Raw genomic sequence first — 25,399 nt, forward strand, 5'->3', positions numbered from 1 at the left:
CGAAAAAAACTTCATCTGCCTATTTCCGTTCTCTATCATTAATATCCTGAACTTCGTCGAAAACGATTTAATTGTTGGCCGTCATTACAGTAATTTCATAACATAAATCAGCGCAAAAGCTGATTGACCAATATGTTATTTAAATCTAAAAATAGAAATAATGGAAACTTCACGAAACGAATTTCTTTGGAGAAAAGCTAAAAAACGCGCAGCATTTAAAGTACACCTTCGCACCTACGCCTTGGTTATCGGTGGCCTATGGATCATTTACGGCTTAACGACCCAACAGCAATGGGGACATCACTCCTATCCATGGCCAATCTGGCCAATGTTTGGCTGGGGAATTGGATTACTGTCGCATTATCTGTCCGCTTATGGGAATTACAACCCAAAGCAATCCGTTGAAATTGAGTACGAAAAACTTTTGCGTGAAGAAAAATAAATAAAGTATATCATCTTTGTCCCGGCCTGGCAATCAATGTCAGGCCATCCTGTTTTCAAGATTAACCCGAAAATTAAAGCACGCCATTTTTTGAGAACTCCCAAAGACGCTTCAATCCTGCGCATGATTTAAAAACACTCCTGCTTTTTTCAGTAATTTGAGCGTTAGGTCGGCTTTCAATCTGTTAAACAGTTTTAATTAAATAATGAAAAGAATATTTTTACTCCTGCTCCTTCTTTCCGGAACCAGCAGTTTTGCGCAGTTAAAATTAGCACGCCTTTTTTCAGATCATGTGGTGCTTCAAAGACAAAAATCAATACCGGTCTGGGGCTGGACAACACCCAAAGAAACGGTAACAGTGACGTTGGCAGGACAAACTCAAAAATCAAAAGCTGATGCATCCGGCAAATGGATTGTCCGTTTCTCGCCTCTCGAAGCAGGTGGGCCTTACCAGATAAATGCATCCGGGAAATCCGGGAAAGTAAACGTTGAAGATGTTCTTATCGGCGAGGTATGGCTGTGTTCTGGCCAGTCGAATATGGAGTTTAAAGTCCAGCAGGCGGATCATTTTACAGAAGAAAAAAAGAATGCAGATTTCCCAAAAATCCGTCACTTCAACGTGGATCATGAGGTAACGCTGGAAGTTCAGAAAGATCTTAAAAACGGATCGTGGCAAATTGCATCACCTGAAACCGTGGGAAATTTTTCGGCTATCGGTTTCTTTTTTGCCAGAGAATTATATCAAAAATTAAATGTTCCGATAGGTATCCTGCACAGTTCCTGGGGTGGCTCTCAGCTAGAAGGCTGGATCAGCAAAGAGGGAATGTTAAGCAATGATGAGTTGAAAAATTATGCAGAAAATTTCCCGAAATCGTGGGAAGAGGCTGATGCACAACTCGATGCAAAATTAAGAAAACAACTTTTCAAAGACTCCCAGATTAACCCGTCTGCCGCTGACGAAGCAAAATATCCGGAAGCGGATTATGACTTTTCAAAATGGACCAAAGCAGACAGCCCGATCGGACAATGGGACTGGAAAGGTATCTGGGCATTTCGTGGCAATGGGTATATGGCCAGAACGATTACAATACCCGACGACTTTATTAACAAAAAAACAGTTTTAGCACTCGCAGAAAATGATAGTCATAATGCTATTTTTATAAACGGAAAATTGATAACCGAGGGACTAATCAAGGGTGTCAGAAAAATCGAAATTCCAGCGAATGCTTGGAGAACCGGCGAGAATAAGCTCGTTATCAAATTCGGAAACATGATCGCGACGCCTTGGTATGGACTCGGACTTATAGGATCAGCCGACGATTTATATATCGGAACTGAAAAGCAGAAAATCAGCCTAGCCAACGATTGGTACCTGATGCCTTCGTTTTCAGATAAACACACTTATGTTCATTCAAGTAATAATGTCGGCACAACGATCTATAACGCAATGATCGCACCGCTGGTACCGTTTGCCATCCGTGGAAATTTATGGTACCAAGGCGAAACCAATACCGGCCGCGCGTATCAGTATCGTCAGAGCTTTCCGTTACTGATTCAGGACTGGCGTAACAAATGGAGTGTCGATGGAAAACCAGGCGACGAGTCATTTTACTTCGTGCAGCTGTCCAGTTATGGACCAGACCAGGATAGCAACAAAGGAAGTGGATGGGCAGAACTTCGCGAAGCACAAACGATGGCTTTAAAATTGCCCAAAACAGGTATGGCTGTTACTACAGATGTAGGGAATCCTAAAGATATTCACCCCACAAACAAACAGGATGTCGCGCACAGACTGGCTACAAACGCGTTGAAGCTGGATTATGGACAAAATATGGAGTATAGCTCGCCACTGTACGACACGGTTACTTTCAGTGAAGGAAAAGCTACCGTAAGTTTTAAATTTGCCGGAAGCGGGCTGATCGTAAAAGATAAATACGGATACTTGAAAGGGTTTGAAATTGCGGGAGAGGATAAGATCTTTTATTATGCCAAAGCTGAAATCCTTGGAAACACAGTTATTGTTTATCATCCGAAAGGTGTGAAACCAGCTTCTGTACGTTACGCGTGGTCAGACGCTCCGGTAGAAGCCAATCTCTACAATTCCGAAGAGTTTCCGGCAAGTCCATTCCGTACAGATAGATGGCCCGGGATAACCGTAGGGAAGAAATTCGAGTAGCTTTTATTTTCACGCGAAGCAGGTAAGTTAGGGCAAAGGACGCAGAGAAACCTCTCCGCGCCCTTTGCCCTAACGTTTTTGCTTTGCGCGAAATAAAATTATTCGCCGATTTGCCTCTTAAAAAACTTCCACGATTCTTCAAAAACATCGATATCAGTTAAGAATTGATGTTTACCGTTGATCACTTTCAAGAGCGTAACCTCTGGCTGATTTTTCTTTTCATAGGTATATTTTTCGACGGTTATATCGTTGCTCGTATCAGCGTCCGGCATGATCGATTTCACAGGCTCACCTTTGTATCCGTCAAGTGAAGCCCAATATTTCAAGGACTCTTCCGTTGATCTCACCATGCCGAGCGTAACGCCAGGCGTCTTCACTTCGCCGCCATTGTAAGGATTTGTCATGTCCGCCGTTCCGTTAATAATCTGGATCGCAATAGGTTTCCTTGCTTCGCCACAATCCATATTATCCTGTGTTGGTAAATTTGCCACAATTGCGGATAACGCTTTAATTTTGTCCGGCATCGTAAGTCCCAACTTATAGGTCATATGCCCGCCACCTGAAAAACCTGTTGCAAAAACATGCTTTTCATTAATCTTGTAATTCTTTTTAAAATAGGAGATCATTTCTGAAAAGAAAGCTTCTTCATTGAAATTTTCTGTATTCGTCACAGCCGTTGAAGCTTTTCTGCACTCGTTCCAGTAACGCTTGTATCCGGCAGGATATGCGATGATAAAATTTTCCGTCGCTGCCATAGCTTCCAGCTTTGTCGTTTTATCAAAAAGGCTTTGGGGATCACCGCCTGATCCGTGCATCGCAAAAATCAGACTTGCACCATTCGTTGATGCAGGTGGCTTTTTGAAAAAGAAAACCCGGTAATGGTTTTCAATCAATAAAGAATCTTTCATCATCTGTGCGTTAACAAAAACACACGGAGACAGCAACATTGTAAGAACCAGTTTTTTAAGCATTTTATCAGCAATTAATTTCATGTCCGTTCACTGAGGAAGTATCAGTTGCCGCCGAATATACTGATTCGGTCAGACTATTTCGCTTCGGCTATTACATATGTTTCAGTCGAGGATAACCCAAACTGACGGAAACTTTCACCTTTTGAAGGTGAATTAGTTACTCTGTTTCCAGCACAGACAAAATATTACCAGCCGGATCGGTGAACCATGCGATCAATGGTCCGCCTCCACGAAAAATATCATCCTCATCCGTTTTCATATTCGGCATGTCATAACTTTCAAACTGAACGCCAGCTTTTTTGAGCTTTTCCACTGCCTGTTGGACATTAGGGACCGGGAAGTTAAGAATCGTGAATGTAGCGGGTGTATGATTCGGTTTTTCGTACACTATAATATCATTTCCGCCATTGATGTGCAGCTGCAAAATATTCATTTCTTCATCATGGGTTACCTCCAATTGAAGCGTTTCTCCGTAAAACTGTTTTGCTTTTTCAATGTTATCCACTGAAAATCCACTAAAAGCTTTGGTATCTCTGAACATAACCTTTTTGTTTAAATATTAAAAATAAAGTGGTTACATGACCTCTTCAATTACGCAATAAAATAGTTTTTACACAGCTTAAACGATGGATATGGAAAGATTCGCCGGTAGCTTAATGTAAAAAAATATTAGGAGATCACAAAAAAATCCGGGAAAGTCATTCAGATTTTCCCGGAATCAATTTGCATAAAATACCGAACTTTCAAAACTGATAAGCAAGCAACAGGTAGAACCGCTGAGCCAGGGAATTAAGACCTTGGTAAGCAGACATCCCGTTTCCTCTTTCGTATCGTGCTTCCAAAGAATATTTTTTGATTGTGACGCCAACGCCTGCCAAAAGTCCTTGTTCATACTTTCTGACACTTTCAAGTGCCTTACCTGTCGTCACACGCCCTTTATCTGAAAAAAAAGTCGTTTCAGTCCTGAAAGTATTCGACTCAGTAATGGCAATTCCATTCGAAATTCCAAGATTCAAATAAAGGTTTAGCTTCTGCGAAGGGATCTTGTAACGCAGAAAATTATTTAGTTTGAGGTAGCCAAAACCAATGGTATAATCCGTAGAGCTGAAATCCTGATCGCTTACATATTCTTCCAGATGGTTTGATGTTTTGAAAGATGTAAAAAACAGTTCATTATATACCGACACTCTTTGCTTCGTACGTGGCAATATTAAATTTAAAAACACACCGCCAGCAACTTGACTCGACGACGGCAAAGAAGCAAGCAAATATCTATTACCACCCTCGCCTTTGAATCTAAGGTTGGTAACCGAAACTCCCGCCAGTACGCCAAATCTGGACACGATTTTTTCAGTGTTGAATATGGCAATATTTGCAGTAGGCTGGCATTCTTTATTGTAACTTTCAAACAATTTACTAATAGTCCTTTGCGAGTAAGTTACAAATTTCGTATTTGCTAACACGGAAGGACAATCCTGGAAATAATCCGCCAATTGTTTTTTGAAGCCGTCGACTGTTACAATTCCAGACTGATTATCACGTTCTACACGGTATCTGTAATAAACCAGCCATTCGAATTTTTCACCTGACTTTATATAAAAATGAGATTTACCGCTTGGGTCGTTAAAATAGTACAAACTTTTTGCTCCACCTGCCAAGACCATTAAAAATGCCGTATCTGACCGCATTTTTGTAGTCGCGACGCTTGGAAGTTCGCTGGTTTTGTCGCTGTTTTCATTGACCAAAATCTCCGCCCTTACGTAACTTTCCCCATGCACACCGAAACCATTCAGATCGTCAAATCCGTATTTTTTTTCGGCTCCATCCTGTTGACTTTTAAAATAGATTTTCTCCGGATTTTTTGACCAGTTTAAATATTCAATGAATCCGTTGATCGTATCATTCTTTGCAGAGATCACATATCCTGGTTCATAATTTTTTTGTGCAAAAAGTGGGTTGCAAAACAGCGAAAGCACCACACTACAAATCGAAAATAAATGGTATTTCATTAAGTTGAGGTTATATTGAGACTAAATGAGAGGTATATCAATTGTAATATACTTATTTTATCTAAATGTATAAAAGAGGTGACTAAATCTTCTTTGCAGATTTGCGCAATCCATTCTGATGAGAAAGCTGGTTCCTCGATAACTATTTAATTACCAATTGATAAATTAAAAATGAGTTTTGTACGCTAACAGAGTACATTTACCTACAAATCACCAAGTTTGTAGAAAATTCATCCGGACTTATGCCTGGCCTATTGAAATTAATTCTATTATGCGCCGCTTCGCTAAGTATAATCATGGCAGCTACATTCCATGACGATCAGTCTATTGGTGTTAATCAAAGCATCGCTCAATTTCGAATTGATTCCAAGGCGTTTGCTTCCAGTATTATTGATCTGGAAAAAGCCCTGCGGGACTTGAATTCATCAAAACCCGAGACCGTCGAAAAAGCGAAAAAGCTGCTGATTTTGTCTCGTCTTAACTACAAAAAAATTGAGTATATCCTCGAATATTTTTTCTATACATCTTCACGCGTTTATAACAGAGCGCCGAAAAATGAGGTTGAAGAGCCATTCCTTGAATACCAGGAATTAGCAGGCTTGCAATATTTAGAAACTTTACTTTTCGACAGTATTCCTGAACAACATAAGGTTATTTTCGAAGAACAAACTACGCTGCTGCGCGTCGCCTCGGAAGACTTAAATGCTTTATTATACAACTTCTCAGCCACTGACCCGCAACTACTTGAAAGTTTCAGAATTTCCCTCGTCCGGATTATATCACTTGGTATCACAGGATTCGACGCCCCACTTTTAAAATCCGGGATTCAGGAATCGGCAGTCGTGGTACAAACCATGCATAAATCGCTTCTACCCTATATCGTAAAAAACAAATCAGCCGGAGACAGTGTAGATTTTTTTCTAAGGAAAACATATGCGTATCTCAAAGACAATCCGGATTTTGAAGACTTCAACCGTTTGGAATTTCTAACGAATTGCGCGCTTCCATTGCAAAAACATCTGGGTAGATTGATTCGGGGCACTGGTTCTGAAACTAATAAGTATGGCATTTTAAATTACGGTGCTGATCATATTTTCAGTCAAAACGCATTTCAGACAAATTCATTTCCTGGAAGCAACAGAGCCGTTTCAAAGAGTGAAATTGCTTTGGGTGAAAAGCTTTTTTCCGAGACTGCGCTTTCCGGAAATGGTACCAAAAGTTGTGTTTCCTGTCATAACCCTGAGAATTATTTCTCAGATGGATTAGTAAAAAGTGTAGGTTTTGATCCGACTGCTACGGCTAAACGACACGCACCAACGCTAATTTATGCAGGTATGCAACACAACCAGTTTTGGGATGGACGGGCAAAAAGTCTGGAAGAACAAATTGAGGCAGTTATTAAAGATCCGTTGGAAATGCGCGGTGATATGGCAGCATCCCTGGCCAGATTAAATGCGGACAAAAACTATCGCAAACATTTCCAGAAAGCGTTTTCGAAAAAAGGAAAAAGTCCAATTTCAGAGGAAGAAGTTTACCGAGCACTCGCGTCATACATCCGCACTTTAAATCCAAATAATTCTCCATTTGATCAGTATATGGCTGGAAATGAAATGGCCTTGACAGAAATCCAGAAAGAAGGTTTTAACCTATTTATGGGTAAGGCACAATGTGGTACGTGCCATTTTGCGCCACTTTTCAACGGACTTACGCCTCCATTTTATTCTCTTTCCGAGTTTGAGATTCTGGGAACTACCAGAACTGAGGATCTTAAAAATCCTGAACCAGACGAAGATGATGGCCGGTTTACTTTTCGTCCAATCCGGTTTTACAAAGGAGCTTTTAAAACCCCAACTGTACGAAATTCCGCGAAAACCGGCCCTTATATGCATAATGGCGCCTTTCAATCATTGGAAACTTTACTCGAATTTTACAATTTGGGTGGCGGCGCAGGTTTGGGATTAAATTTTCCAAGCCAGACCCTTTCGGCTGGGAAACTGAATTTAACGGAGACAGAAAAAAAGAATATAATTGAGTTTTTAAATTCGCTTACTGACGATTTAAAAGCGATGTAAAAAAATTGGATAACCCTGACACTGATGACTATATGAGAAGAAATTTACTACTGCCTTTATTCCTGTTATTTCTTATCCCATCATACGGACAGCTGATTCGCGGCCCTTATTTGCAGGTTGCAACGTCGATCAGTATGGTAATCCGCTGGCGAACAGACGTAGCCGCCACTTCCCGCGTACAATTTGGAAATACTTCGAACAATCTGGATAAAAAAATTGAAGATAATGCGCTCGTGACGGAACATGAAATAAAGCTCACGGGTTTGACGCCGATGACAAAATATTTCTATTCTATTGGTTCATTATCCACTGTATATCAAGGCGATCCTAATAATTATTTTGAAACCACGCCGATACCCGGAACCAAAGGAAAATACCGCTTCGGTGTTTTGGGCGACTGCGGCACCAACTCTGCTTTTCAGGGAAATGTGCGGGATCAGCTGACAAATTATCTTGGGAAGGACTACATGAACGCGCTGCTTCTACTCGGGGACAATGCTTATTCACAAGGAAAAGACCCGGAATATCAGTCGAATTTTTTCAACCATTACAAAGATAATTTCCTAAAAAAATTTCCTGTCTTCCCAACACCTGGAAATCATGATTATGGAAACGATGACCCAAACCGCCAGATAGATCATAAGATTCCGTACTATGACATTTTCACATTGCCGGTCAAGGGAGAATCAGGCGGCGTCCCTTCGGAAAATGAAGCTTATTATTCCTATGACTACGGTAACGTTCATTTCCTCTCCCTGGATTCTTATGGGAAAGAAGACCAATCTACCCGATTGTACGACACGCTCGGAAAGCAGGTTCAGTGGATAAAAGCTGATCTGGCGGCGAATAAAAATAAGGATTGGGTTGTTGCCTACTGGCATCATCCACCCTTTTCTCTTGGCTCACGAAATGGCGAGACTGAAAACGATATGATCAAAATCCGCGAAAATTTTATCAGAATCTTGGAACGAAATGGTGTCGATCTGATTCTTTGCGGCCATAGCCACGTTTATGAACGAACACGATTAATCCAGGGGTTTTATAACTATTCCGGTTCATTTAATAATGCGGTTCATAACGTCAGCCAGTCGTCCGGAAAATATGATGGGTCTGATAATTCTTGCACCTATATAAAAAGCTCGAATGCAAACAAAGGAACAGTTTACGTTGTCACAGGTTCCGCAGGACAACTCGGTTCTCCAAGTCCGGGGTTTCCACATAAGGCGATGTATTATTCCAATGCCGAACTTGGCGGCTCATTGATGCTCGAAGTGGAAGGAAACCGGCTTGATGCCAAATGGGTTGGGATCGACGGTCAGATCCGGGATAAATTTACGATCGTAAAAGACGTTAATCAAAACAGAACAATTGAAATTGAATCCGGCAAAAGTGTAAACTTGGAAGCATCATTTAACGGTCAATACGTTTGGAGCACTGGTGCAAATTCCAGAACAATTTCAGTGACACCCAATGCGGATGCGGACTATACTGTTAAAGACGTACAGAATTGTTTGACCGATGTTTTTCATGTTAAAGTAACAAAGCAAGTTCCAGTAAAATTAATTTCACTGGAAGGTGTCGCGGATACCCGGAACATCGTAAAATTAAACTGGGCAACAGAATTTGAGACGCAATTTTCTCATTTTCAGGTAGAACGATCCTTCGACGCAACCAACTTTTCAGATCTTGGCCGGGTTAACAGCAATCAAAATTCAAAAGAGAAACAATCCTATGAGTTTTTTGATCAGTCAGGCCAGAGCAACATTTCATCTGACACCATTTATTATCGCTTAAAAATGGTGAATCTGGCGGGCAGTTTTGAGTTTTCAAAAACAATTGGTGTTAAATTGAACCAGATAGTCCTTGGTACCGATCCCACCACATTTTTAGATATCGCTATCGTCCCGAACCCATCGACTCATGACGATGTCCAGGTGAAGTTATTAGGGAAAGATCGCGCAGTTACGGAGATAATGATTCTTGATATTTCTGGAAAAACATTACTGAGCAAACCAATGACCTTAACGAAAGATCTATCTCCTTTTCTCCCAAAAGGTCTGACGAAAGGTATTTATTTTCTGAAAGTTACGATAGACAACAGAACGATCACCAAGAAATTTGTGATTTTATAGCAAAACACACTGCGTCAAAAACCAGAAAAGTGAGCCGGAAACCAGCTCACTTTTCTATTTCACGCTTACTACTTACAAAATATAAAATGCTTCTGGTTCGAAAGCTTTTGGAACCTGTTCTTCATTCATCATCTGTTTCAAATCCCGTTCGATGTTTCTTGAAATAGAAAGCACGGGCGTATCCGTGGGCTTATTTTCGAATGGATCTTGCAGGTGAATAGCCATTTTTTCGATCAGGAAAAAACAAGCGGTTATAACAACCAGAACCGGAACCATTAAAAATCCAAACAAATCCACCATTCCGAAGGGCAGCAGCACAATGAAAAAATGAAGCGCCAAATGAATATATAGACTATATGTTGCAGGGAAAACAGTATTCTTAATTCTTTCACATTTCCCCATGGCATCCGTCAGACGCGTAATTGTACTATCAATTTCTACCTGTTGGAATGGATTGACCCAGCCCTGTTTCAAAGCATTGTTAAGGTCGCGGGCATGAAGCTGGGTTAATCCTAAATGCTTATTGTCATACCCCCGAATATAATCGCAGTCTTCCTGTGGCAGAAATTTTTCGATGGCCGGCATAGGATCATTTTTACGCAATCCAATCCCAAGTGCATAACACCAGGCAATTTGTCGTCTGATGATACGGTGTTTAAATTCCTTGATCGCTTCCGGCTGATACGGATCGTCGATCAGATGAAGAACCTGGCGCGCAAGCGTTCTTGAATCATTAACGATCGATCCCCAGATAATTCTTGCCTCCCACCATCGGTCATATGCCTGATTTGAGCGGAACGCAAGAAGCAGGGATATGATCGTACCCAAAACCGTGGGCACAGTCATATTAATGGAGATGTTCGTGATTTCAAAGTTCTTGTATACGATTTCGATAATTAAGCCGTATAAGGTCACCGCCAGGACTTCGTATTTGATTTTCCCAAAAACGTATTTTATGGGGATATTTTTTTTAAGGAGCATAATTCAGTGCTTGTTGATGTGAGCGATTGGTGTCAGTGCGATACTTAGCGTAGGTTTTCCATATTTGAAAATACAGATTCTTTAATTCGATCGGCGTCGATAAGGGGTAGTCCGCATTTCAGGATTACCGGCAGTGCGTCTATGCTGCTCTTACTAAGTTTCGGTGTACCATAACTTTTTGAGTATCCGATATAGTCAGCATTGTTGTAGTCAAGAAAGTTTTTAAAGACAGCCAGTTTGCTTCCGTAGAAAAATTCAATATTTATACTTTTTAAAGTTGATGGAAAAACTTCCTTCAAAATTTCACATTCGCGGCGAAACTCTTCCGAAACAAATTCATATTCCTTTTTACGATAATTGGAAAAAAGCAAATCCTGAATATCATCGGCTACATGGAAAAGGTGTATAAACAGAATACTAACCTCCTCGCTCGCATTTCTCACAATTGTCTCAGCAACCTGTAATGATGATATACTGAAATCGCTAGGAATAATCACCGTCTTCATAATCTTATCTTTTTGGTTAACAATGCTTTTTGTGAAATTTTGATAATGCAATGTTACGTCCGGCAGATTAACACCGGTTAAAAAAGAGATTATAATCCAGTGAGCGAATTATTAAAATCAGATAAGAATATTAGCGTGAAATTAGAAAGTTAATCTAAATATGGGGAAGATAGACTGTGAAGCGAGTTCCTACGCCAACTTCACTTTTAACTACTATGGAGCCTTGATGCAGTTTGATTATATTATTCGTCAACGGCAGGCCAATTCCGTAACCTTTGTACTTTTCCGTGTTAGACGCTCTAAAAAATGGGACGAAAATTTGCGCAATTTCACGATTGGGAATACCAATACCTTCGTCTGTTATTTCCACAAGGACAAAAGCATCCTCTAACCTGATAACAATGTGAACCGGGGCATTGTCAGAATATTTGCAACTATTTAATACGATATTTGAAAATGCAGCTTTAAGAAGTGTTTCGTTACCGATGATCACGAGTTTTTGTTCATCGTCCGGGAGGTGATCGAAATTAATCTGTACTTTATTTGCCGGGATAATCTGGTCCGCCGTCCCTTTCACAGATAAGATCAATTCGTCAATCCTGATTTCCTCCCATTGCTCTTTTTTTCCGTCAAAACCTGTCTGGGCAAGACTTAACATGCTGTTTGTCAAATGCTCCATCTTTTCCGATTCTCTGAAAATTGTCCGGAATGAATCTTTGACATTATCCGGAACTCCCGGAACTGACAAGCCAAGCTGAGCTTCGCCGCTGATGATTGTTAGCGGCGTTTTAAATTCGTGAGAGGCGTTACTGACAAAGTTATTCTGGATTTCAAAAGTGATCTCCAATCTGTCGAGCATATCGTTAAAGGTTTTGGAAAGATCGGCGATCTCGTCTCTGCTGGAATCAACTGTTAACCGCTGGTTCAGATTATGCGCGCTTATCCCCTTAACATTCCTGATTATACTTCGAATGGGCTGAAAAATCTGGTTTGAAAAAAACTTTCCGAACGTAAATACGAACACAAGAGAGATACAGAATCCTACGATAAGCAAATGTTTCAGATTCTCCATTTCGGCCAGGCCATAAAGATCAACGGCCGAAGAAAGCACGATGATGTTTTCGCCAGGCTGATTGATATTCATTCCCACATACGACGTATCGTTATGAAAAAATCGGGCAGGTTGTTTTCTTACAATCGCATCATAAAATGATTGTGGAAGCGGAAGTCTTTTCCTTAAACTATCCGCTTTTTTGATATCTTTTTTAAAAATTACCTGATGCTGTTCGTACGGCAGATCGCCAAGATGTTTTTCCTTAAAATCGTAATAAATTGAAGTCTGGGACTTGTTCTTTTGAAGCGCTGCATGCCCGACGATGTCGGAACGCACTTCCAGCCGGTGAAAAAAGCTGTTAGAAATACTCTCAGACGCGAAAATGTATAAAAAAACGCTTAGCGACAAAATAATTCCTGCCGTCAAAAACGTAAAGATCAGGGCTATTCTATTTTGGATCTTCATAAGTCTGGCGCATCACGTATCCCATTCCAAAAACAGTATGAATAAGTTTTACGGGCTGATTTTTATCAATTTTCTTACGAAGATAATTGATATAAACATCCACAACATTCGTGCCCAGATTGAAATTTATGTCCCACACATTTTCCAGAATCTCCATCCTGTTCAGCACGCGATTTTGATTGGAAAGCAAAAATTCGAGCAACCGAAATTCCGTAGCCGTCATATCAATCGGTACCGAATCCCGGGTTACCGTTTTTGTGATTTTATCCAAAGCCAGATTTCCCATTCTAAGCACGTCGGTACTTTTTTCCTTTTCGTGATCCTTTCCGCGGCGTGTCAGCGTGCGTATGCGGGCTTCGAGTTCGGCGAGCTTGAATGGTTTCGTCATATAATCATCAGCACCGGCGTCTAATCCAGATACGATATTTTCAGTTGTTCCCAAAGCAGTAAGCATCAGGATCGGAACGGAAGAATTAGTATCCCTTATTTTCCGACAAACCTCCATTCCGTTCATAACGGGTATCATCAAATCAAGAAGAATCAGGTCGAATTCATGCTGCATGGCCATATGAAAACCGGATTGCCCATCCATTGCCACCGTAATTTCATGGCCGGATGCAGAAAGACTTCTTTGAATAAGTGATATTACACTGGGTTCATCTTCTATAAGCAAAAGCTTCATGCGTATGATTTAGTGAGAGTATTGGTAGTCAGACTGATAGATATTAACAAAAAACAGGTATTGAAACTAGTCAATACCTGCCTCTAAAACTAATGAATGAATCTGAAATTTGTATATTTTTAAATTCAGATTTTACCAATCTGATAACTTCTAAACCATTTGGTCAGTCATTTTTCCTGATTTTTTCAAATATCTAACATACAGATAAACGAGACCCAGTGCGAAAAAAATCGACAAAAACGTAATTGTACGCTTGTCAGGATCAGGGATAATATGCTTGTATTCAAATAAAATAATTGCTGCAATACCAACAAGCCAGATGAACAGCGTATTATATTCCTTTATAAGCCAGCGCCTGTAATTAAATTTCATTTCTGAAAAAGTATTTTCGATACCTTTTGGGTTGATAATCCACCGGTTGACCCTCTGACAATAAGTTGTGAAATCTAATCCGAATTTATTGGACAGAAAATTCTCCTCGGCCATTACAATGGACTGATAGATAAATAGAAACAACGGAAATACAATTCCAAGGTAAATCCAGGAGTTCGAGAGAATACCAACGCCAAGAAGCATGAGGATATTTCCCACGTAAAGCGGATTCCGGCAGTGTTTAAAAATACCCTCGGTAACCAGATTTTCGGCATGAACTTTCTTATCGCGACCTCCGCGAATGATGTACGCAAGACCAATCGTAGCGCCACGAATTGCCTCGCCTAAAACGGTTATCGCAAGCCCCAGAATGATGGGTATCCAATAATAATTATTTCCAAAACGCTCCTCTGTAAAAATATCAGGAGATGGCAAAAAAAGCAGCAGGTAAAGAAAAATAAACAAAACATTCCTGAACCTGAAAAAGAAATTTCCTATCGTTATCATTTTTTATGCGCTATAATTCCGGCAAAGTTGTACCATTTAAAAAACGTTTCGCAGTGATTGAAACCGACCTGCTCCAACATTAAAATATTTTCGGAAAGCTTGTAGGGAATTAAAACATTTTCCAGCGCTTCTCTTTTTTGGGAAATTTCAAGGTCGCTGTAATGATTGCGACGCTTGTAATCGTAGTAATATTTAATAAAGTCACGGTTAAACATACTGTCTTCCGCTAGAATTTTCTCGACAAGAATCAACGTTCCACCCGGATTCAGTCCTTTATAAATATTTCTGATCAATTTTTTTCTATGTATCGGACGTACGAATTGTAAGGTCAGACAAAGAATTACTACGGAAGAATTATCGATCGCAAGATCTCCATGCAGATCTGCTGCGCGAAGTTCATAAGATCTTTTGAACCCCGCGTCTTTTAATTTGTTATCACACTTCGCAAGCATCTCGTCGGATTCGTCAATGCCGACAAACGAAATATCTTCCGAAACCAGCGTGTCCAACCCGATCATTGTCGTGCCTGTTGAGCATCCAAGATCATAAACGAGTGTCCCTTCCTGTGCATGATCTGCGGCCAATTCTGCTACCATTCGCTGGATTTCGCCATAATGCGGAACGGAGCGGTTGACCATGTCGTCAAAAACCTTGACAACCTTGGGGCCGAACTTGAAGTCGGATGCCTCGGATATCGATTCTTTGAACACATTATCTTTTTCGATGTTTTCCATTACGTTAACTTATTAGGAATATTAGTCAGGTTAATTCATTTTTTAATAATCTCCGAAAATCAAATCTTTCGTACCTTGTATCGAACTTAAAGGCTAACCGGCTCGCAATATACATTAGAAAAAATTTAGAATATTTGGCAGTACTTGTAAATTACCAAATTATTATAGGTATGAAAACGCGCTGACTTTCTAAAAATTATCAGCACATTACCTTTTGTATGAAATTTAGTTAATTAGGCCCTCGAATTGCAATAGATCGGATTGTCAGAAAGCTGGTGTTTTATAGAGAAGAATACGCAGAATTTTAATTTTCGTGGCAGAATACATAAAATCTGAATTGCTGATATAAATGAACTCATCTTGCTGTCCATCCACCATCAACAGCCAGAATTGAGCCGACCATATAACTGGCAGCGTCGCTTGAAAGAAAAATAGCAGCACCTTGAATTTCTTCCAGCTGCCCCCAGCGGCCAAGTGCAGTTGCACCTAAAACAACAGTTTTAGCCTCTTCGCTATCAGCTATCGGGATATTCATATCAGTTAAAAACGGGCCGGGGCAAATCGCGTTGACCATAATATTAAAAGGTGCAAGCTCAATGCCCAAAGCTCGGGTCATCTGAACGACGGCTCCTTTGCTGGCGGTATATGGGGTACGGTTCGCCAAACCGACCAAACCAAGAGTGCTGGCAAGATTGATGATCCTGCCATATTTTCGTTCTTTCATAAATGGCACAACGGCCCGTGAACTAAGCCAGGTGCCATGCACATTTACGTTCATCACCTTGCTGAAATCGTCGTGGGAAACTTCGTCGATCGGCCCCCGGATGTTAATTCCGGCACTATTGATAAGTATGTCGATTTTGCCAAAAGTATCCACTGCTGTCTGCGCCATCAGTTCAGTTTCAGCCTGGATTGTGATGTCAGCACCAAATGAACATATCTGAGTGCCGAAATCCAATTCTAACTGCTTAGCTGCCAGCTTCCCTTCTTCCACATTTCTGTTCACGAGCATGACGCTGCACCCGGCCGAAGCAAGTCCTGCTGCCATAGCATAACCGAGTCCGCGGGAACCACCTGTGATTACTGCACTTTTTCCGGTCAGATCAAAAAGCTTGATTCCGGGTAAAATTTTTTTATCCATGAAAAATTACGCCACGAAGGCTTTTAATATTGATGAAAACCTTGGGAAACAAATTCTAAAACTGTCGGAAGTGCCGAACGCCAATAAGTCCAGGTGTGCCCACCTTCGCGAATCCTGAACTCATGAGGTATTTCTTTTTTCTTCATTGCGATATGCGCCAGACTATTTCCCTCGTACAAAAAGTCATCATCTCCACAGTCAATATACCAGCGAACTGCCTTCTTTTGTGCATCCGGCATTTTATCGACAAGCGGCAAAACACTATGTCGATTGAAGTAATTGCTTACCGTCGAATCGGCAATGTTCGGATTCGTTTTTACCATATTCTTTTTGGTATCATCCAGTGACAAAGGCCCGATATAAGCGGAAAGCGGGCAAGCTGCCGAAAATAATTCCGGATGATGCAGGGCATACATAAAACTTCCCCCACCGCCCATCGACAAACCGGCAACCGCGCGGAAACGCTTCTCTGTTTTGATTCGATATTTTTTTTCTACGAATGGCATTAATTCCTGAAAGAAAAAATCTTCGTATGGCCAATCGCCTTTTACATCATTAAAATACCCTCTTCGTCCTGTGTCGGCATCAGGCATTACGATGATCATTGGCGTTGCCAAGCCATCCAGAATTGCCTTGTCGGCAATGTGAAGGACTTCTCCAAACTGTACCCAGCCCGTGTGATTGTCACCTGCACCATGTAAAAGATATAGTACCGGATAACTTCTTTCAGAGGTAGCGTAATCGGGAGGCAGATAAATCGCAAACTTTCTTTCCGATTTTAAGAGCTTACTTGGCAGCGATAAATTGTCCAGTACCCTTCCCGTCTGAGCGAAACTTAGTGTAGTCAAAAGGGCAAACAAAATAGTAAAAGTTGCGATTTTCATATCAGGCAGCAGATGTTTTGGATTTAACAATTGAGGAAGCAGACAATAATCTCTTCTTATTATGTAAGATTAAATCCAATTCAAACTACTTATCAGAACTTTGATCGTAGATATTTTTCTATCACCGATTTTCCCGCATATACAGCCCAGTCGAGTGCAGTACCTCCATAGATTTTATCCTGTAAATCCAATCTTGCCCCAGCCTCGACGAGCAGTTTGACAATATCTCCATGTCCGGCAGTAACTGCCTGATGCAAAGGTGTAGAGAACGCATGCGCTCCTTCAGGATTGTAACGATCAGGATTTTCGCCGCTTTCCAGCAACAACCTCAATATTTCTGTACGTCCATGTTGCGCAGCAAAAGCAAAGGCGAGGTGTCGTTCTTTGTCATTGGAACCTGGAAGCAGAGCCTGAAATTCAAAATAACGTCCTGTCGCAGCGGCCGTGGGTAGATTTATTTCGGCACCTGTTTGAATTAAGAACTCAGCCGCTTCAAATTCTCCGTGCGCCAGAGCGGAAAACATCGCATTATTTAAATCTGCGCCATATTCGTGGAATAGCTCAATTAAAGGAATTTGTAACCTACACTCCCTGGCCACCCGGCCAGAGCATACCAGTCCAAGTGTGTAATTTATTTGCTCTGCATTTTCTTTCGCTCCGGCTTCAAGAATTATTCCGGTCAGCTCGACAATATTTTTTGGTAAAATTTCATTTCTGATCGGATTTTCGGCAACGAAATTGAGAAGGCACGGCTTACTAAAATAACCATCATTGTCAAACCGGATATACTGATTGACCAGGTCCGGATATTGGTGAAGATGATTTTCCAATCCACTCTCGTTTCCAGCGTCCAACAGTTCTACTGCTGTCCGAAAAACGTCATCGCTAATTTGTTCCCGATATGTTTTGTCTTCCATTATTTCAAAGATATAATCAAAGATAAACAATTGAACGCGCCTCTAAAACAGAAGATTAACGACAAAAAAAGTTCAGATTGCTCTGAACTTTGCCGCGGTATCAAACCGGAATTTTAAAGTTGGAAAGTTAGTTCGTTGAAGACAGTTTCCCCTCATCGTCAGCAATTTTGCTTCGCAACGATTCAATATCTTTTTTCAGGCCTTCAAGATTATCTTCCGCTTTTCTTGCCTTTTTCGCATCACGCTCAGCTGTGTTCGCACTTTTCCGAGCTCTTTTTGCTTCTTTTTTGTCCTGCGCGTCGTTGCTTAGTTTCGCTGCTGCCTTGCCATTTTCATCAGCTGACTTTTGAGCTTGCTCTGCCGTTTTAGAAACCTCAGCAGTCGCCTCCGCCAGCTGATTTTCAAGCTTCGCCAATTCAAGCTTGTGATCATTTAATCTCTTACTTATTTCAAGAGACTCTTTTTGTTGTTTCAACGTGTTTAAAGAATCTTTTGACACCACCTGAGCTGATAATGAGAGGGATATTAGCATAATTCCCAGCGTGTTGACGATCCATTGCATTTTCATATTCTCGCTATTTTATTGTAAATTATTAAATGTTCTGACTGCAAAAACTATGCCAAGTACACGTAGGATACATTAATTTAAAGATTTTCTAAATGCATCAATATGACCGGACAATTTTACCATCCCATAAAAACCATCCCGGCTCCACAAATAAATATTGTCAGGCCGCCCAAGGGGTGCATATATTTCTCTAGCTGACTGGTTTTAAAAATAGATATACCGTAAAAACCGAGAACAACCATGAACACCATCGTCGCCAGTGTCACCGTGGTATAAACGCCGATCATCAGGAGCATATCAGTTAAAGAATTTTGGGCTGCAGGGAAGTATAACAACGGGATCATCGGCTCGCAAGGACCCAGAAGAAAGATGATAAACATAACCCAGGGCGTTACCTTATGCCGTTCATTACTTCGCACCGCAGAACCGTGCTGATGTTCGTAAACATAAATATCGCCTTCTTCCTCTATGTCAAAATGCTTATGGGTTTTATTTTTAAAAACATTTATTAGCCCCCAGATACTGTAAATGACGCCAAATCCCAGCAACATCCATCCCGCCAGACCACCCCGAACTTCTTCTAACCATTCCACTTTGCTTAATGACCACCCGACCGCCGCACCACCCAGTCCAAGCAATATTGAACTCCACACATGGGCGCATCCGCAGATAACTGTCCACCAAAGCGTTTTTGCGAACGACCAGTTTCTAGCTTTTGACAAGGCAATAAAAGGAATATAATGATCGGGGCCGCTGAATGCATGCAAACAGGCAATTGTTACTGCCGCCGTCAGCAAAACCTGCAATTCAGTATCCATGGGTCAAAATTCGTCTTTAAATATTTTTGCAATTATTTTCAGAGCATCCAGTAATTGCTCAGATTTGTTTCCAAGTAGCCTTACCAAAAGGCCGGATTCAGGAGCGGAAGTAATACCAAAGAGTATATCCGGTTCATTAATTAAATAAGCACTTGCTTTTTCAATCAGGCTGGCGCTATCAATATCATTTTTAAGAAATATCAAACTGGCCTGGTGTGTGAAACCTTCTAGCATGCCTAAGGCCTGAAGCTCGGTTTCAGCAGGAATCAAACAAATATTTTCTTTTATTTTCAATCGATTATTCATGAAAACCTCTGTTACTGCGTGATATTTTGAAAACTTAAAAATTTCGCCGTTAAGCTTTCTTCCACACGTAATTATTTCTCCCCAGATCAGCTCGCATCCTTCCGACAAATAGATTTTATTTTTTGTCATAAAAATTGAATTTTCCTGCGGAACACCCGGATGAGGCAGATAAACGAAGGATGCACCTTTTTCAAGAAACACCTCCATCAACTGACTCGCCCCTTTTTTCATACTGAAAAGTCTCTGATAGGATTGCGTGTGCAGCTGCAAATGACAGTTTTCATCCAGTTCTATTTTGATGTGAAACTGATCACCATCCAAAATTCCTGGTGATGAGCTCATCTGCATCAAATGAAGCCACTTTTCCCTACGGTTTTCTGTAATATCCGCAAGCTTAAACGGAGGGGAAAAATAACTTTTCTTCAAATAAGTACGCTCTTCACGCAGTGCCGCATGGATGTGCAAGTTGGCAATCATCTCAGCAAAGCCGGTTCGTCAATTTCTTCGCACAACGCATATTTTTTTATCCAGTCAATCACTGTTTCAAGTCCTTGCAAACTCATCAGGTTTGTAAAAACAAAAGGCTGACCGTTCCGCATTTTTCGCGAATCCCGTTCCATCACGTCCAGATCCGCATGAACGTAAGGCGCCAGATCGATTTTGTTAATCACCAATAAATCGCTTCTGGTTATGCCTGGGCCACCCTTTCTGGGAATTTTGTCTCCTTCTGCCACATCAATAACAAAGATGCTGATATCTGCCAGGTCCGGACTGAATGTCGCAGATAAGTTATCTCCGCCACTTTCAATAAAAATAATCTCAATATCAGGAAAGCGGTTTGCCATTTCCTCGACTGCTTCCAAATTCATACTCGCATCCTCCCGAATCGCCGTATGCGGACAACCGCCTGTTTCAACTCCGATTATCCTATCCGGAGGTAAAAGACTATTTTGCGTTAAAAAGGCCGCATCTTCCTTGGTATAAATATCATTCGTTATAACGCCGACGCTATATTCTGCCGACATCTGGCGTGTGAGGCGCTCTATCAAAGCCGTTTTCCCTGATCCGACCGGGCCTGCAACGCCAATTTTTATATAATTTCGATCCATGGTTTTTCTTACTTCGGCTGTTGGCTTTCGGCCATCAGCACGTTGATAATTCAAAGAATATTAATTTTTCCTCAGTCGCCAGCGGAATTCCAAAATTTGATAACTGATAACCGATAGCCATTCAGGACATATATAATCGTGAATACAAACTTTCATGCTGAATACACCTGATATCGAATCCAGGCGAGCATAAGCCGAGAAGATCGTGGTCTGGATTCATGGACTCTTCTACGAGCTGATTAATAATAGGATGAAGAGAAAAAAGTAATTCCTGCCCATCCTGCTGCCCCAGCGGAATAAGTTTGACACTGTTTGTCACAAATCCTACGGCTGCGTTGTAATAAAAACCAGTCAGCATTTCACGCTTTTTTATCTGTAAAGCATAAGCGTACAAACCGAAAACAATGCAATAATGCCCGAAAGCATTTTTTGACTTAATATCAGAAAGATATTTTTCCGTCATTAAATTTTTACATAACGGCTGGAAAACTTTCATCAAACGGTTGCCAAGTTTGTGGCTCGCTTCACGCATTTCTTTTGGCAATTTCAATGCGGTACACTCTTCATCCAGTCGCAGCAGTTCAGCATAGTTGTTCTGCTCCGCAGCATCGTAGGCCAGTGAAGCGAAGGCGGCATCGCCATATCTGAAATTTTGTTTAAGCATGCCAATAATAAAATCACCCGCAGTTTTGGTGTTTTTAACGATACCAGCCTGCACATATGTTTCGAGCCCGGAAGAATGTGCATACCCACCGATCGGCAAAGTCGGGTCGCTAAGCTGCAATAAACTGAGCAGTTGGGTATTCATAAATCCGTCGTCAATTGCATGATTTTAGAAAATAAACTGGTTCCTCCCTGATCGGAATGTGGCGATACGGTTGTTTTTAGCGGCTTCAAAAGTCGACGGTTTTCCCGCAAAACTTTATATCCCTGAGCTGTCAACAAACGAAATAACGGTGCCTCGTAAGGCACCAGCAAACTATCATCTTCAAAAAACAACGGCAAATGTTTATTCCCAATTTCATAACAAAGGGAAGCCGTTTCAAAAATGGTGTCGGGCTTGATGATCATGCAATCACAAGGTAAGATTTCGGTCGCAATAATTATAAATTCGTCCTGATAAAGAATATCACCCTGTGTGATTTCAGGAGATTCGCTTAGAAATTTGAAAGAAATAGATTTTCCGGAGCAGGTCTTTTTGTGCAAAATTCGCTTGCGCGTCTCATACCATTCCATTTCCAGCCAGTCTATATGTCTGCCCTTTATTTCGTAAGCATTGACATTTCCTAATTTCGCTCTGATAACCATGGTACTGAAAAATTAAAATCGATCCGGACTTCCATTTAAAACAAGAAATATCTTTGAGCGAGCGAAGCCACAGCAATAGGCTCGCAGGTAATATGCTGTCCGTCAACCTTGACTTCGTAATTTTCAGGATTTACATCAATTTGCGGCGTAGCGTCGTTATGGATCAAATCCTTTTTCGAAATATCCCGGCAATTTTTAACGGGTAAAATCATCTTTTGCAAACCATATTCCTGAACAACATTTCTATCCAGTGATAATTGTGAAACAAAAGTAGCGCAGGTATTAAAAAGCGCTTTTCCATAAGCCCCGAACATGTGCCGGTAAATGACGGGCTGCGGCGTTGGTATGGAAGCATTCGGATCGCCCATTCTACTGCCTATGATCATTCCGCCTTTGATTATCATTTCAGGTTTTACAGCAAAAAAAGCAGGTTTCCATAATACAAGATCAGCCATTTTACCTGCCTCAACGGACCCGACATAGGTTGATATACCATGTGTGATCGCAGGGTTAATGGTATACTTGGCAACATATCTCTTTGCCCTAAAATTATCATTTTTATTATCCGCGTCTTCCGGCAAAAATCCTCTTTGCTTTTTCATTTTGTCAGCGGTTTGCCAGGTCCGGATGATCACCTCACTGACACGCCCCATCGCCTGAGAATCCGAGCTCATCATGCTAAAAACCCCCATATCATGTAAAATATCTTCCGCGGCTATTGTCTCAGGCCGGATACGGGAATCTGCGAACGACACATCCTCCGGCACCGATTTGTCCAAATGGTGGCAAACCATAAGCATATCCAGATGTTCATCGATCGTATTTACCGTAAAAGGTCTCGTGGGATTGGTCGACGAGGGCAAAATATGCGGGTACATGGATGCTTTTATGATGTCCGGAGCATGTCCCCCACCCGCACCCTCGGTGTGGTAAGTATGAATAACCCGACCATTAATCGCAGCCATCGTGCTTTCCAAAAAACCGGATTCGTTCAGGGTATCTGTGTGTATAGCGACCTGAACATCAAACTTATCAGCCATTTTAAGGGAAGCGTCGATCACAGCGGGCGTTGCACCCCAGTCTTCATGAATTTTCAGGCCGATAACACCTGCTTCGATCTGCTCTTCCAGCGGCGCCAGGGAAGCGCAATTTCCTTTTCCTAAAAATCCCAGATTCATCGGAAACGCCTCCGAAGATTCCAGCATTTTCCGGATATTCCACGCGCCGGGTGTTACAGTGGTTGCATTTGTGCCATCTGCCGGGCCGGTCCCGCCTCCGATCATCGTTGTGATTCCGCTGAAGAGTGCGTGATCAATTTGTTGCGGACAAATAAAATGGATATGCGTATCGATTCCACCAGCTGTCGCAATAAGTCCTGCGCCGCCATGCACTTCGGTCGATGCGCCTATAATCATGTTGGGAGAGATATTGTCTGTTGTATCCGGGTTTCCTGCTTTCCCAACGCCAACAATTTTGCCGTCTTTTATACCAATATCCGCTTTAACAATTCCCCAGTGATCGATGATCATCACACTGGTAATCACAAAATCGAGCACTCCTTCTGCTCTTGTAGCGGTTGCAGATTGCGCCATACCATCCCGTATGGTTTTCCCGCCTCCAAATTTTGACTCTTCACCATACCCATGATCACCTACGCACAGATCTTTCTCAATTTCAACAATGATATCCGTGTCGCCAAGCCTGACTTTGTCACCGATTGTCGGCCCATACATATTCGCGTATTTTATCCGGTTTATCGAAAGGCTCATTTAGCTGTATTTTTAAAGTTCAATGCGGCTGATTTTCCAAGTGCTTTTTCCCTGTTTTCAATAAGGTCTCCATCAACCAGATTGTTGAATCCCGATATCGTTTGCGTGCCTCCAAACGCAACCAGCACAACATTTTTTTCTTCTCCCGGCTCAAACCGCACGGCTGTACCCGCAGCAATATTTAATCTCATCCCATAAGATTTCGCACGGTCAAAAAGCAATTGTTTGTTTGTTTCAAAAAAATGAAAATGTGAACCAACCTGAACCGGGCGATCACCCGTATTTATCACCGTGATCATATCGGTACATTTTCCAACATTGGCGATAATATCACCGTCCGCCAAAATATATTCTCCTGGTATCATGATTGCAATATTAGCGTATCGGATTATGAACTGTCACTAATTTTGTCCCATCTGGAAATGTTGCTTCAATCTGAATGTCGTGGATCATTTCGGGTACTCCATCCATCACATCTTCGCGATGAAGTATCGTGGCGCCATACTGCATCAATTCGGAAACTGATTTTCCATCACGCGCCGCTTCCTGTAATCTACTGCTTATTAACGCAATGCATTCGGGATAATTCAGTTTTAACCCGCGGGCTTTCCGCTTCTCGGCAAGCTCGCCGGCTAAAAAAAGCAACAGTTTCTCTTGTTCGCGCGGAGTTAAATGCATGAGTTTAAATAAATGAAGTCAAACAAATAAGTACGTAGGTGAAACTTACGTACGTAAATATAATTAGGTGTGAGGAATAAACAAATGAGTTTTTTAAAATTTAAGCGAGCAAAGAAGAAGCGCGCGCATTTTCGATCGCCTCTTCAATGGTGCTGACTTGGAATTTTCTGAGAATATTGAGTCGGTGTGCCTCGATTGTCCTGATGCTAATTCCCAAGTTTTCAGCTATTTCCTTATTCGTCACACCCTGATCTATCATTCTGATGATTTGCTGCTCACGCTTCGACAGGGTAGTTTCAGATAACGGCGCAACAACAGGTTCCGTAGCGAGATTTTTCTGTTCATGATATTTTCGGACCAACGTATCGGTTACGTCACCTATGAAATAAAATTGTCCGTTATGCACAGTTCGGATGGCATGCAGAAAAATTTTGTTGCTCGTATCTTTTAAAATATAACCGCTTGCTCCCATATCCAGTGCTGTCAAAACATAATCCGGATTGTCGAACAAACTGAAGAATAAAAGTTTAGCCTTGCTGTTATCTTTCAATACCGATTTACCAGTATCCAGACCGCTGATTCCAGGCATACGAATATCCATAATAATTACATCGACACTGGTTTTTCCCAACATTTGAATCGCATCCTCACCTGTTGATGCTTCGCCGATAATTTCCATATCCGGCTCGGCATTAATCAATTGTTTCAGCCCATTTCGAAAAATCTCGTGATCATCAACTAAAAAAACAGCAATTTTATTCATAAGGCAGGGTAAAATTTTTTAAGTTGATGCAAACT

25 protein-coding genes and 1 pseudogene are annotated in these 25,399 nt (G+C 41.4%); 4 read left to right on the forward strand and 22 right to left on the reverse strand.

Annotated features, from left to right (window positions below; translation table 11 throughout):
* Positions 1 to 160: 160 nt before the first annotated feature.
* Positions 161 to 442 (forward strand): 2TM domain-containing protein, encoded by a 282-nt coding sequence (locus L0657_RS24910; protein ID WP_235153492.1) that lies wholly within the window; start codon positions 161 to 163, stop codon positions 440 to 442.
* A gap of 205 nt (positions 443 to 647) precedes the next feature.
* The gene (locus tag L0657_RS24915; RefSeq protein WP_235153493.1) at positions 648 to 2,618 is read left to right on the forward strand and encodes a sialate O-acetylesterase; all 1,971 of its coding nucleotides are present in this window, start codon (positions 648 to 650) and stop codon (positions 2,616 to 2,618) included.
* A gap of 98 nt (positions 2,619 to 2,716) precedes the next feature.
* Here L0657_RS24915 and L0657_RS24920 read toward each other — a convergent pair whose 3' ends face one another.
* From L0657_RS24920 to L0657_RS24930, 3 genes are all read right to left on the reverse strand, one after another.
* On the reverse strand, positions 2,717 to 3,589 hold the full coding sequence (locus L0657_RS24920; RefSeq protein WP_235153494.1) for a PHB depolymerase family esterase: 873 nt from the start codon (positions 3,587 to 3,589) through the stop codon (positions 2,717 to 2,719).
* A gap of 157 nt (positions 3,590 to 3,746) precedes the next feature.
* Positions 3,747 to 4,130, reverse strand: coding sequence for a VOC family protein (locus tag L0657_RS24925; RefSeq protein WP_235153495.1), 384 nt, complete (start codon positions 4,128 to 4,130; stop codon positions 3,747 to 3,749).
* A gap of 202 nt (positions 4,131 to 4,332) precedes the next feature.
* Positions 4,333 to 5,598 carry a PorT family protein gene (locus L0657_RS24930; protein WP_235153496.1) on the reverse strand — a complete coding sequence of 422 codons (1,266 nt, stop codon included), beginning with the start codon at positions 5,596 to 5,598 and terminating at the stop codon, positions 4,333 to 4,335.
* A gap of 296 nt (positions 5,599 to 5,894) precedes the next feature.
* On the opposite strand from L0657_RS24930, the gene L0657_RS24935 reads away from it, so the two are divergent.
* Together L0657_RS24935 and L0657_RS24940 are read left to right on the forward strand one after the other, a co-directional pair.
* Positions 5,895 to 7,670 carry a cytochrome-c peroxidase gene (locus L0657_RS24935; RefSeq protein WP_235153497.1) on the forward strand — a complete coding sequence of 592 codons (1,776 nt, stop codon included), beginning with the start codon at positions 5,895 to 5,897 and terminating at the stop codon, positions 7,668 to 7,670.
* Between the two features lie 32 nt (positions 7,671 to 7,702).
* Positions 7,703 to 9,802 (forward strand): metallophosphoesterase, encoded by a 2,100-nt coding sequence (locus L0657_RS24940; protein ID WP_235153498.1) that lies wholly within the window; start codon positions 7,703 to 7,705, stop codon positions 9,800 to 9,802.
* Positions 9,803 to 9,874: 72 nt separating this feature from the next.
* Here the strand turns inward: L0657_RS24940 and L0657_RS24945 are convergent, their stop codons facing one another.
* The 19 genes and pseudogenes from L0657_RS24945 to L0657_RS25035 form a co-directional block, all read right to left on the reverse strand.
* A complete protein-coding gene (locus L0657_RS24945; RefSeq protein WP_235153499.1) occupies positions 9,875 to 10,783 on the reverse strand; it encodes a bestrophin family protein in 909 nt (302 codons plus the stop codon).
* 44 nt (positions 10,784 to 10,827) lie between these two features.
* Positions 10,828 to 11,289 carry a hypothetical protein gene (locus L0657_RS24950; protein WP_235153500.1) on the reverse strand — a complete coding sequence of 154 codons (462 nt, stop codon included), beginning with the start codon at positions 11,287 to 11,289 and terminating at the stop codon, positions 10,828 to 10,830.
* A 154-nt stretch (positions 11,290 to 11,443) separates the two neighbouring features.
* Positions 11,444 to 12,808 carry a sensor histidine kinase gene (locus tag L0657_RS24955; protein ID WP_235153501.1) on the reverse strand — a complete coding sequence of 455 codons (1,365 nt, stop codon included), beginning with the start codon at positions 12,806 to 12,808 and terminating at the stop codon, positions 11,444 to 11,446.
* On the reverse strand, positions 12,792 to 13,490 hold the full coding sequence (locus L0657_RS24960) for a response regulator transcription factor (protein WP_235153502.1): 699 nt from the start codon (positions 13,488 to 13,490) through the stop codon (positions 12,792 to 12,794). Before L0657_RS24960 ends, L0657_RS24955 begins: the two co-directional genes overlap by 17 nt.
* Before the next feature lie 150 nt (positions 13,491 to 13,640).
* The gene (locus L0657_RS24965) at positions 13,641 to 14,369 is read right to left on the reverse strand and encodes an isoprenylcysteine carboxylmethyltransferase family protein (protein WP_235153503.1); all 729 of its coding nucleotides are present in this window, start codon (positions 14,367 to 14,369) and stop codon (positions 13,641 to 13,643) included.
* Complete coding sequence (gene cmoA, locus L0657_RS24970) at positions 14,366 to 15,103, reverse strand: carboxy-S-adenosyl-L-methionine synthase CmoA (protein ID WP_235153504.1); 738 nt, start codon at positions 15,101 to 15,103, stop codon at positions 14,366 to 14,368. The genes L0657_RS24965 and cmoA overlap by 4 nt, the downstream gene beginning before the upstream one ends.
* Before the next feature lie 355 nt (positions 15,104 to 15,458).
* Complete coding sequence (locus tag L0657_RS24975; protein ID WP_235153505.1) at positions 15,459 to 16,244, reverse strand: SDR family NAD(P)-dependent oxidoreductase; 786 nt, start codon at positions 16,242 to 16,244, stop codon at positions 15,459 to 15,461.
* Between the two features lie 23 nt (positions 16,245 to 16,267).
* The gene (locus L0657_RS24980) at positions 16,268 to 17,128 is read right to left on the reverse strand and encodes an esterase family protein (protein ID WP_235153506.1); all 861 of its coding nucleotides are present in this window, start codon (positions 17,126 to 17,128) and stop codon (positions 16,268 to 16,270) included.
* Positions 17,129 to 17,220: 92 nt separating this feature from the next.
* Positions 17,221 to 18,045: an ankyrin repeat domain-containing protein gene (locus L0657_RS24985; protein WP_235153507.1), complete on the reverse strand. Its 825-nt coding sequence runs from the start codon at positions 18,043 to 18,045 to the stop codon at positions 17,221 to 17,223.
* Between the two features lie 127 nt (positions 18,046 to 18,172).
* Positions 18,173 to 18,613, reverse strand: a complete 441-nt coding sequence (locus tag L0657_RS24990) for a hypothetical protein (protein WP_235153508.1) — start codon at positions 18,611 to 18,613, stop codon at positions 18,173 to 18,175.
* A gap of 116 nt (positions 18,614 to 18,729) precedes the next feature.
* Entirely contained in the window at positions 18,730 to 19,431 is a 702-nt protein-coding gene (locus L0657_RS24995; RefSeq protein ID WP_235153509.1) for a hypothetical protein, read from the reverse strand.
* 3 nt (positions 19,432 to 19,434) lie between these two features.
* Positions 19,435 to 20,214, reverse strand: a complete 780-nt coding sequence (locus L0657_RS25000) for an urease accessory protein UreD (RefSeq protein ID WP_235153510.1) — start codon at positions 20,212 to 20,214, stop codon at positions 19,435 to 19,437.
* Positions 20,211 to 20,900, reverse strand: a complete 690-nt coding sequence (ureG, locus tag L0657_RS25005) for an urease accessory protein UreG (protein WP_304488743.1) — start codon at positions 20,898 to 20,900, stop codon at positions 20,211 to 20,213. The genes L0657_RS25000 and ureG overlap by 4 nt, the downstream gene beginning before the upstream one ends.
* 67 nt (positions 20,901 to 20,967) lie before the next feature.
* Positions 20,968 to 21,654, reverse strand: coding sequence for an urease accessory protein UreF (locus L0657_RS25010; RefSeq protein ID WP_235153511.1), 687 nt, complete (start codon positions 21,652 to 21,654; stop codon positions 20,968 to 20,970).
* Complete coding sequence (locus L0657_RS25015) at positions 21,651 to 22,154, reverse strand: urease accessory protein UreE (protein WP_235153512.1); 504 nt, start codon at positions 22,152 to 22,154, stop codon at positions 21,651 to 21,653. Before L0657_RS25015 ends, L0657_RS25010 begins: the two co-directional genes overlap by 4 nt.
* A 35-nt stretch (positions 22,155 to 22,189) precedes the next feature.
* Positions 22,190 to 23,923 (reverse strand): urease subunit alpha, encoded by a 1,734-nt coding sequence (gene ureC, locus L0657_RS25020; RefSeq protein ID WP_235153513.1) that lies wholly within the window; start codon positions 23,921 to 23,923, stop codon positions 22,190 to 22,192.
* Positions 23,924 to 23,985: 62 nt separating this feature from the next.
* A pseudogene (ureB, locus tag L0657_RS25025) lies at positions 23,986 to 24,288 on the reverse strand (urease subunit beta); the annotation flags it as partial.
* 10 nt (positions 24,289 to 24,298) lie between these two features.
* Positions 24,299 to 24,601 (reverse strand): urease subunit gamma, encoded by a 303-nt coding sequence (gene ureA, locus L0657_RS25030; RefSeq protein WP_235153515.1) that lies wholly within the window; start codon positions 24,599 to 24,601, stop codon positions 24,299 to 24,301.
* A gap of 100 nt (positions 24,602 to 24,701) precedes the next feature.
* The gene (locus tag L0657_RS25035) at positions 24,702 to 25,364 is read right to left on the reverse strand and encodes a response regulator transcription factor (protein ID WP_235153516.1); all 663 of its coding nucleotides are present in this window, start codon (positions 25,362 to 25,364) and stop codon (positions 24,702 to 24,704) included.
* Positions 25,365 to 25,399 lie beyond the last annotated feature (35 nt).

The sequence above is a fragment of the Dyadobacter sp. CY345 genome, from assembly GCF_021502725.1.
Classification (GTDB): Bacteria; Bacteroidota; Bacteroidia; order Cytophagales; family Spirosomataceae; genus Dyadobacter.

Coding starts and splice junctions, on each gene's coding strand:
- L0657_RS24990 (WP_235153508.1), bottom strand. CDS start 18,613: ATGAAAATGCAATGGATCGTCAACACGCTGGGAATTATGCTAATATCC.
- L0657_RS24920 (WP_235153494.1), bottom strand. CDS start 3,589: ATGCTTAAAAAACTGGTTCTTACAATGTTGCTGTCTCCGTGTGTTTTT.
- L0657_RS24915 (WP_235153493.1), top strand. CDS start 648: ATGAAAAGAATATTTTTACTCCTGCTCCTTCTTTCCGGAACCAGCAGT.
- L0657_RS24935 (WP_235153497.1), top strand. CDS start 5,895: ATGGCAGCTACATTCCATGACGATCAGTCTATTGGTGTTAATCAAAGC.
- L0657_RS24925 (WP_235153495.1), bottom strand. CDS start 4,130: ATGTTCAGAGATACCAAAGCTTTTAGTGGATTTTCAGTGGATAACATT.
- L0657_RS25035 (WP_235153516.1), bottom strand. CDS start 25,364: ATGAATAAAATTGCTGTTTTTTTAGTTGATGATCACGAGATTTTTCGA.
- L0657_RS24910 (WP_235153492.1), top strand. CDS start 161: ATGGAAACTTCACGAAACGAATTTCTTTGGAGAAAAGCTAAAAAACGC.
- L0657_RS24930 (WP_235153496.1), bottom strand. CDS start 5,598: ATGAAATACCATTTATTTTCGATTTGTAGTGTGGTGCTTTCGCTGTTT.
- ureC (WP_235153513.1), bottom strand. CDS start 23,923: ATGAGCCTTTCGATAAACCGGATAAAATACGCGAATATGTATGGGCCG.
- L0657_RS24945 (WP_235153499.1), bottom strand. CDS start 10,783: ATGCTCCTTAAAAAAAATATCCCCATAAAATACGTTTTTGGGAAAATC.
- L0657_RS25000 (WP_235153510.1), bottom strand. CDS start 20,214: ATGATTGCCAACTTGCACATCCATGCGGCACTGCGTGAAGAGCGTACT.
- L0657_RS24985 (WP_235153507.1), bottom strand. CDS start 18,045: ATGGAAGACAAAACATATCGGGAACAAATTAGCGATGACGTTTTTCGG.
- L0657_RS24955 (WP_235153501.1), bottom strand. CDS start 12,808: ATGAAGATCCAAAATAGAATAGCCCTGATCTTTACGTTTTTGACGGCA.
- L0657_RS24995 (WP_235153509.1), bottom strand. CDS start 19,431: ATGGATACTGAATTGCAGGTTTTGCTGACGGCGGCAGTAACAATTGCC.
- ureA (WP_235153515.1), bottom strand. CDS start 24,601: ATGCATTTAACTCCGCGCGAACAAGAGAAACTGTTGCTTTTTTTAGCC.
- L0657_RS24950 (WP_235153500.1), bottom strand. CDS start 11,289: ATGAAGACGGTGATTATTCCTAGCGATTTCAGTATATCATCATTACAG.
- L0657_RS24980 (WP_235153506.1), bottom strand. CDS start 17,128: ATGAAAATCGCAACTTTTACTATTTTGTTTGCCCTTTTGACTACACTA.
- cmoA (WP_235153504.1), bottom strand. CDS start 15,103: ATGGAAAACATCGAAAAAGATAATGTGTTCAAAGAATCGATATCCGAG.
- L0657_RS24960 (WP_235153502.1), bottom strand. CDS start 13,490: ATGAAGCTTTTGCTTATAGAAGATGAACCCAGTGTAATATCACTTATT.
- L0657_RS25015 (WP_235153512.1), bottom strand. CDS start 22,154: ATGGTTATCAGAGCGAAATTAGGAAATGTCAATGCTTACGAAATAAAG.
- L0657_RS24940 (WP_235153498.1), top strand. CDS start 7,703: ATGAGAAGAAATTTACTACTGCCTTTATTCCTGTTATTTCTTATCCCA.
- L0657_RS24975 (WP_235153505.1), bottom strand. CDS start 16,244: ATGGATAAAAAAATTTTACCCGGAATCAAGCTTTTTGATCTGACCGGA.
- L0657_RS24965 (WP_235153503.1), bottom strand. CDS start 14,369: ATGATAACGATAGGAAATTTCTTTTTCAGGTTCAGGAATGTTTTGTTT.
- L0657_RS25010 (WP_235153511.1), bottom strand. CDS start 21,654: ATGAATACCCAACTGCTCAGTTTATTGCAGCTTAGCGACCCGACTTTG.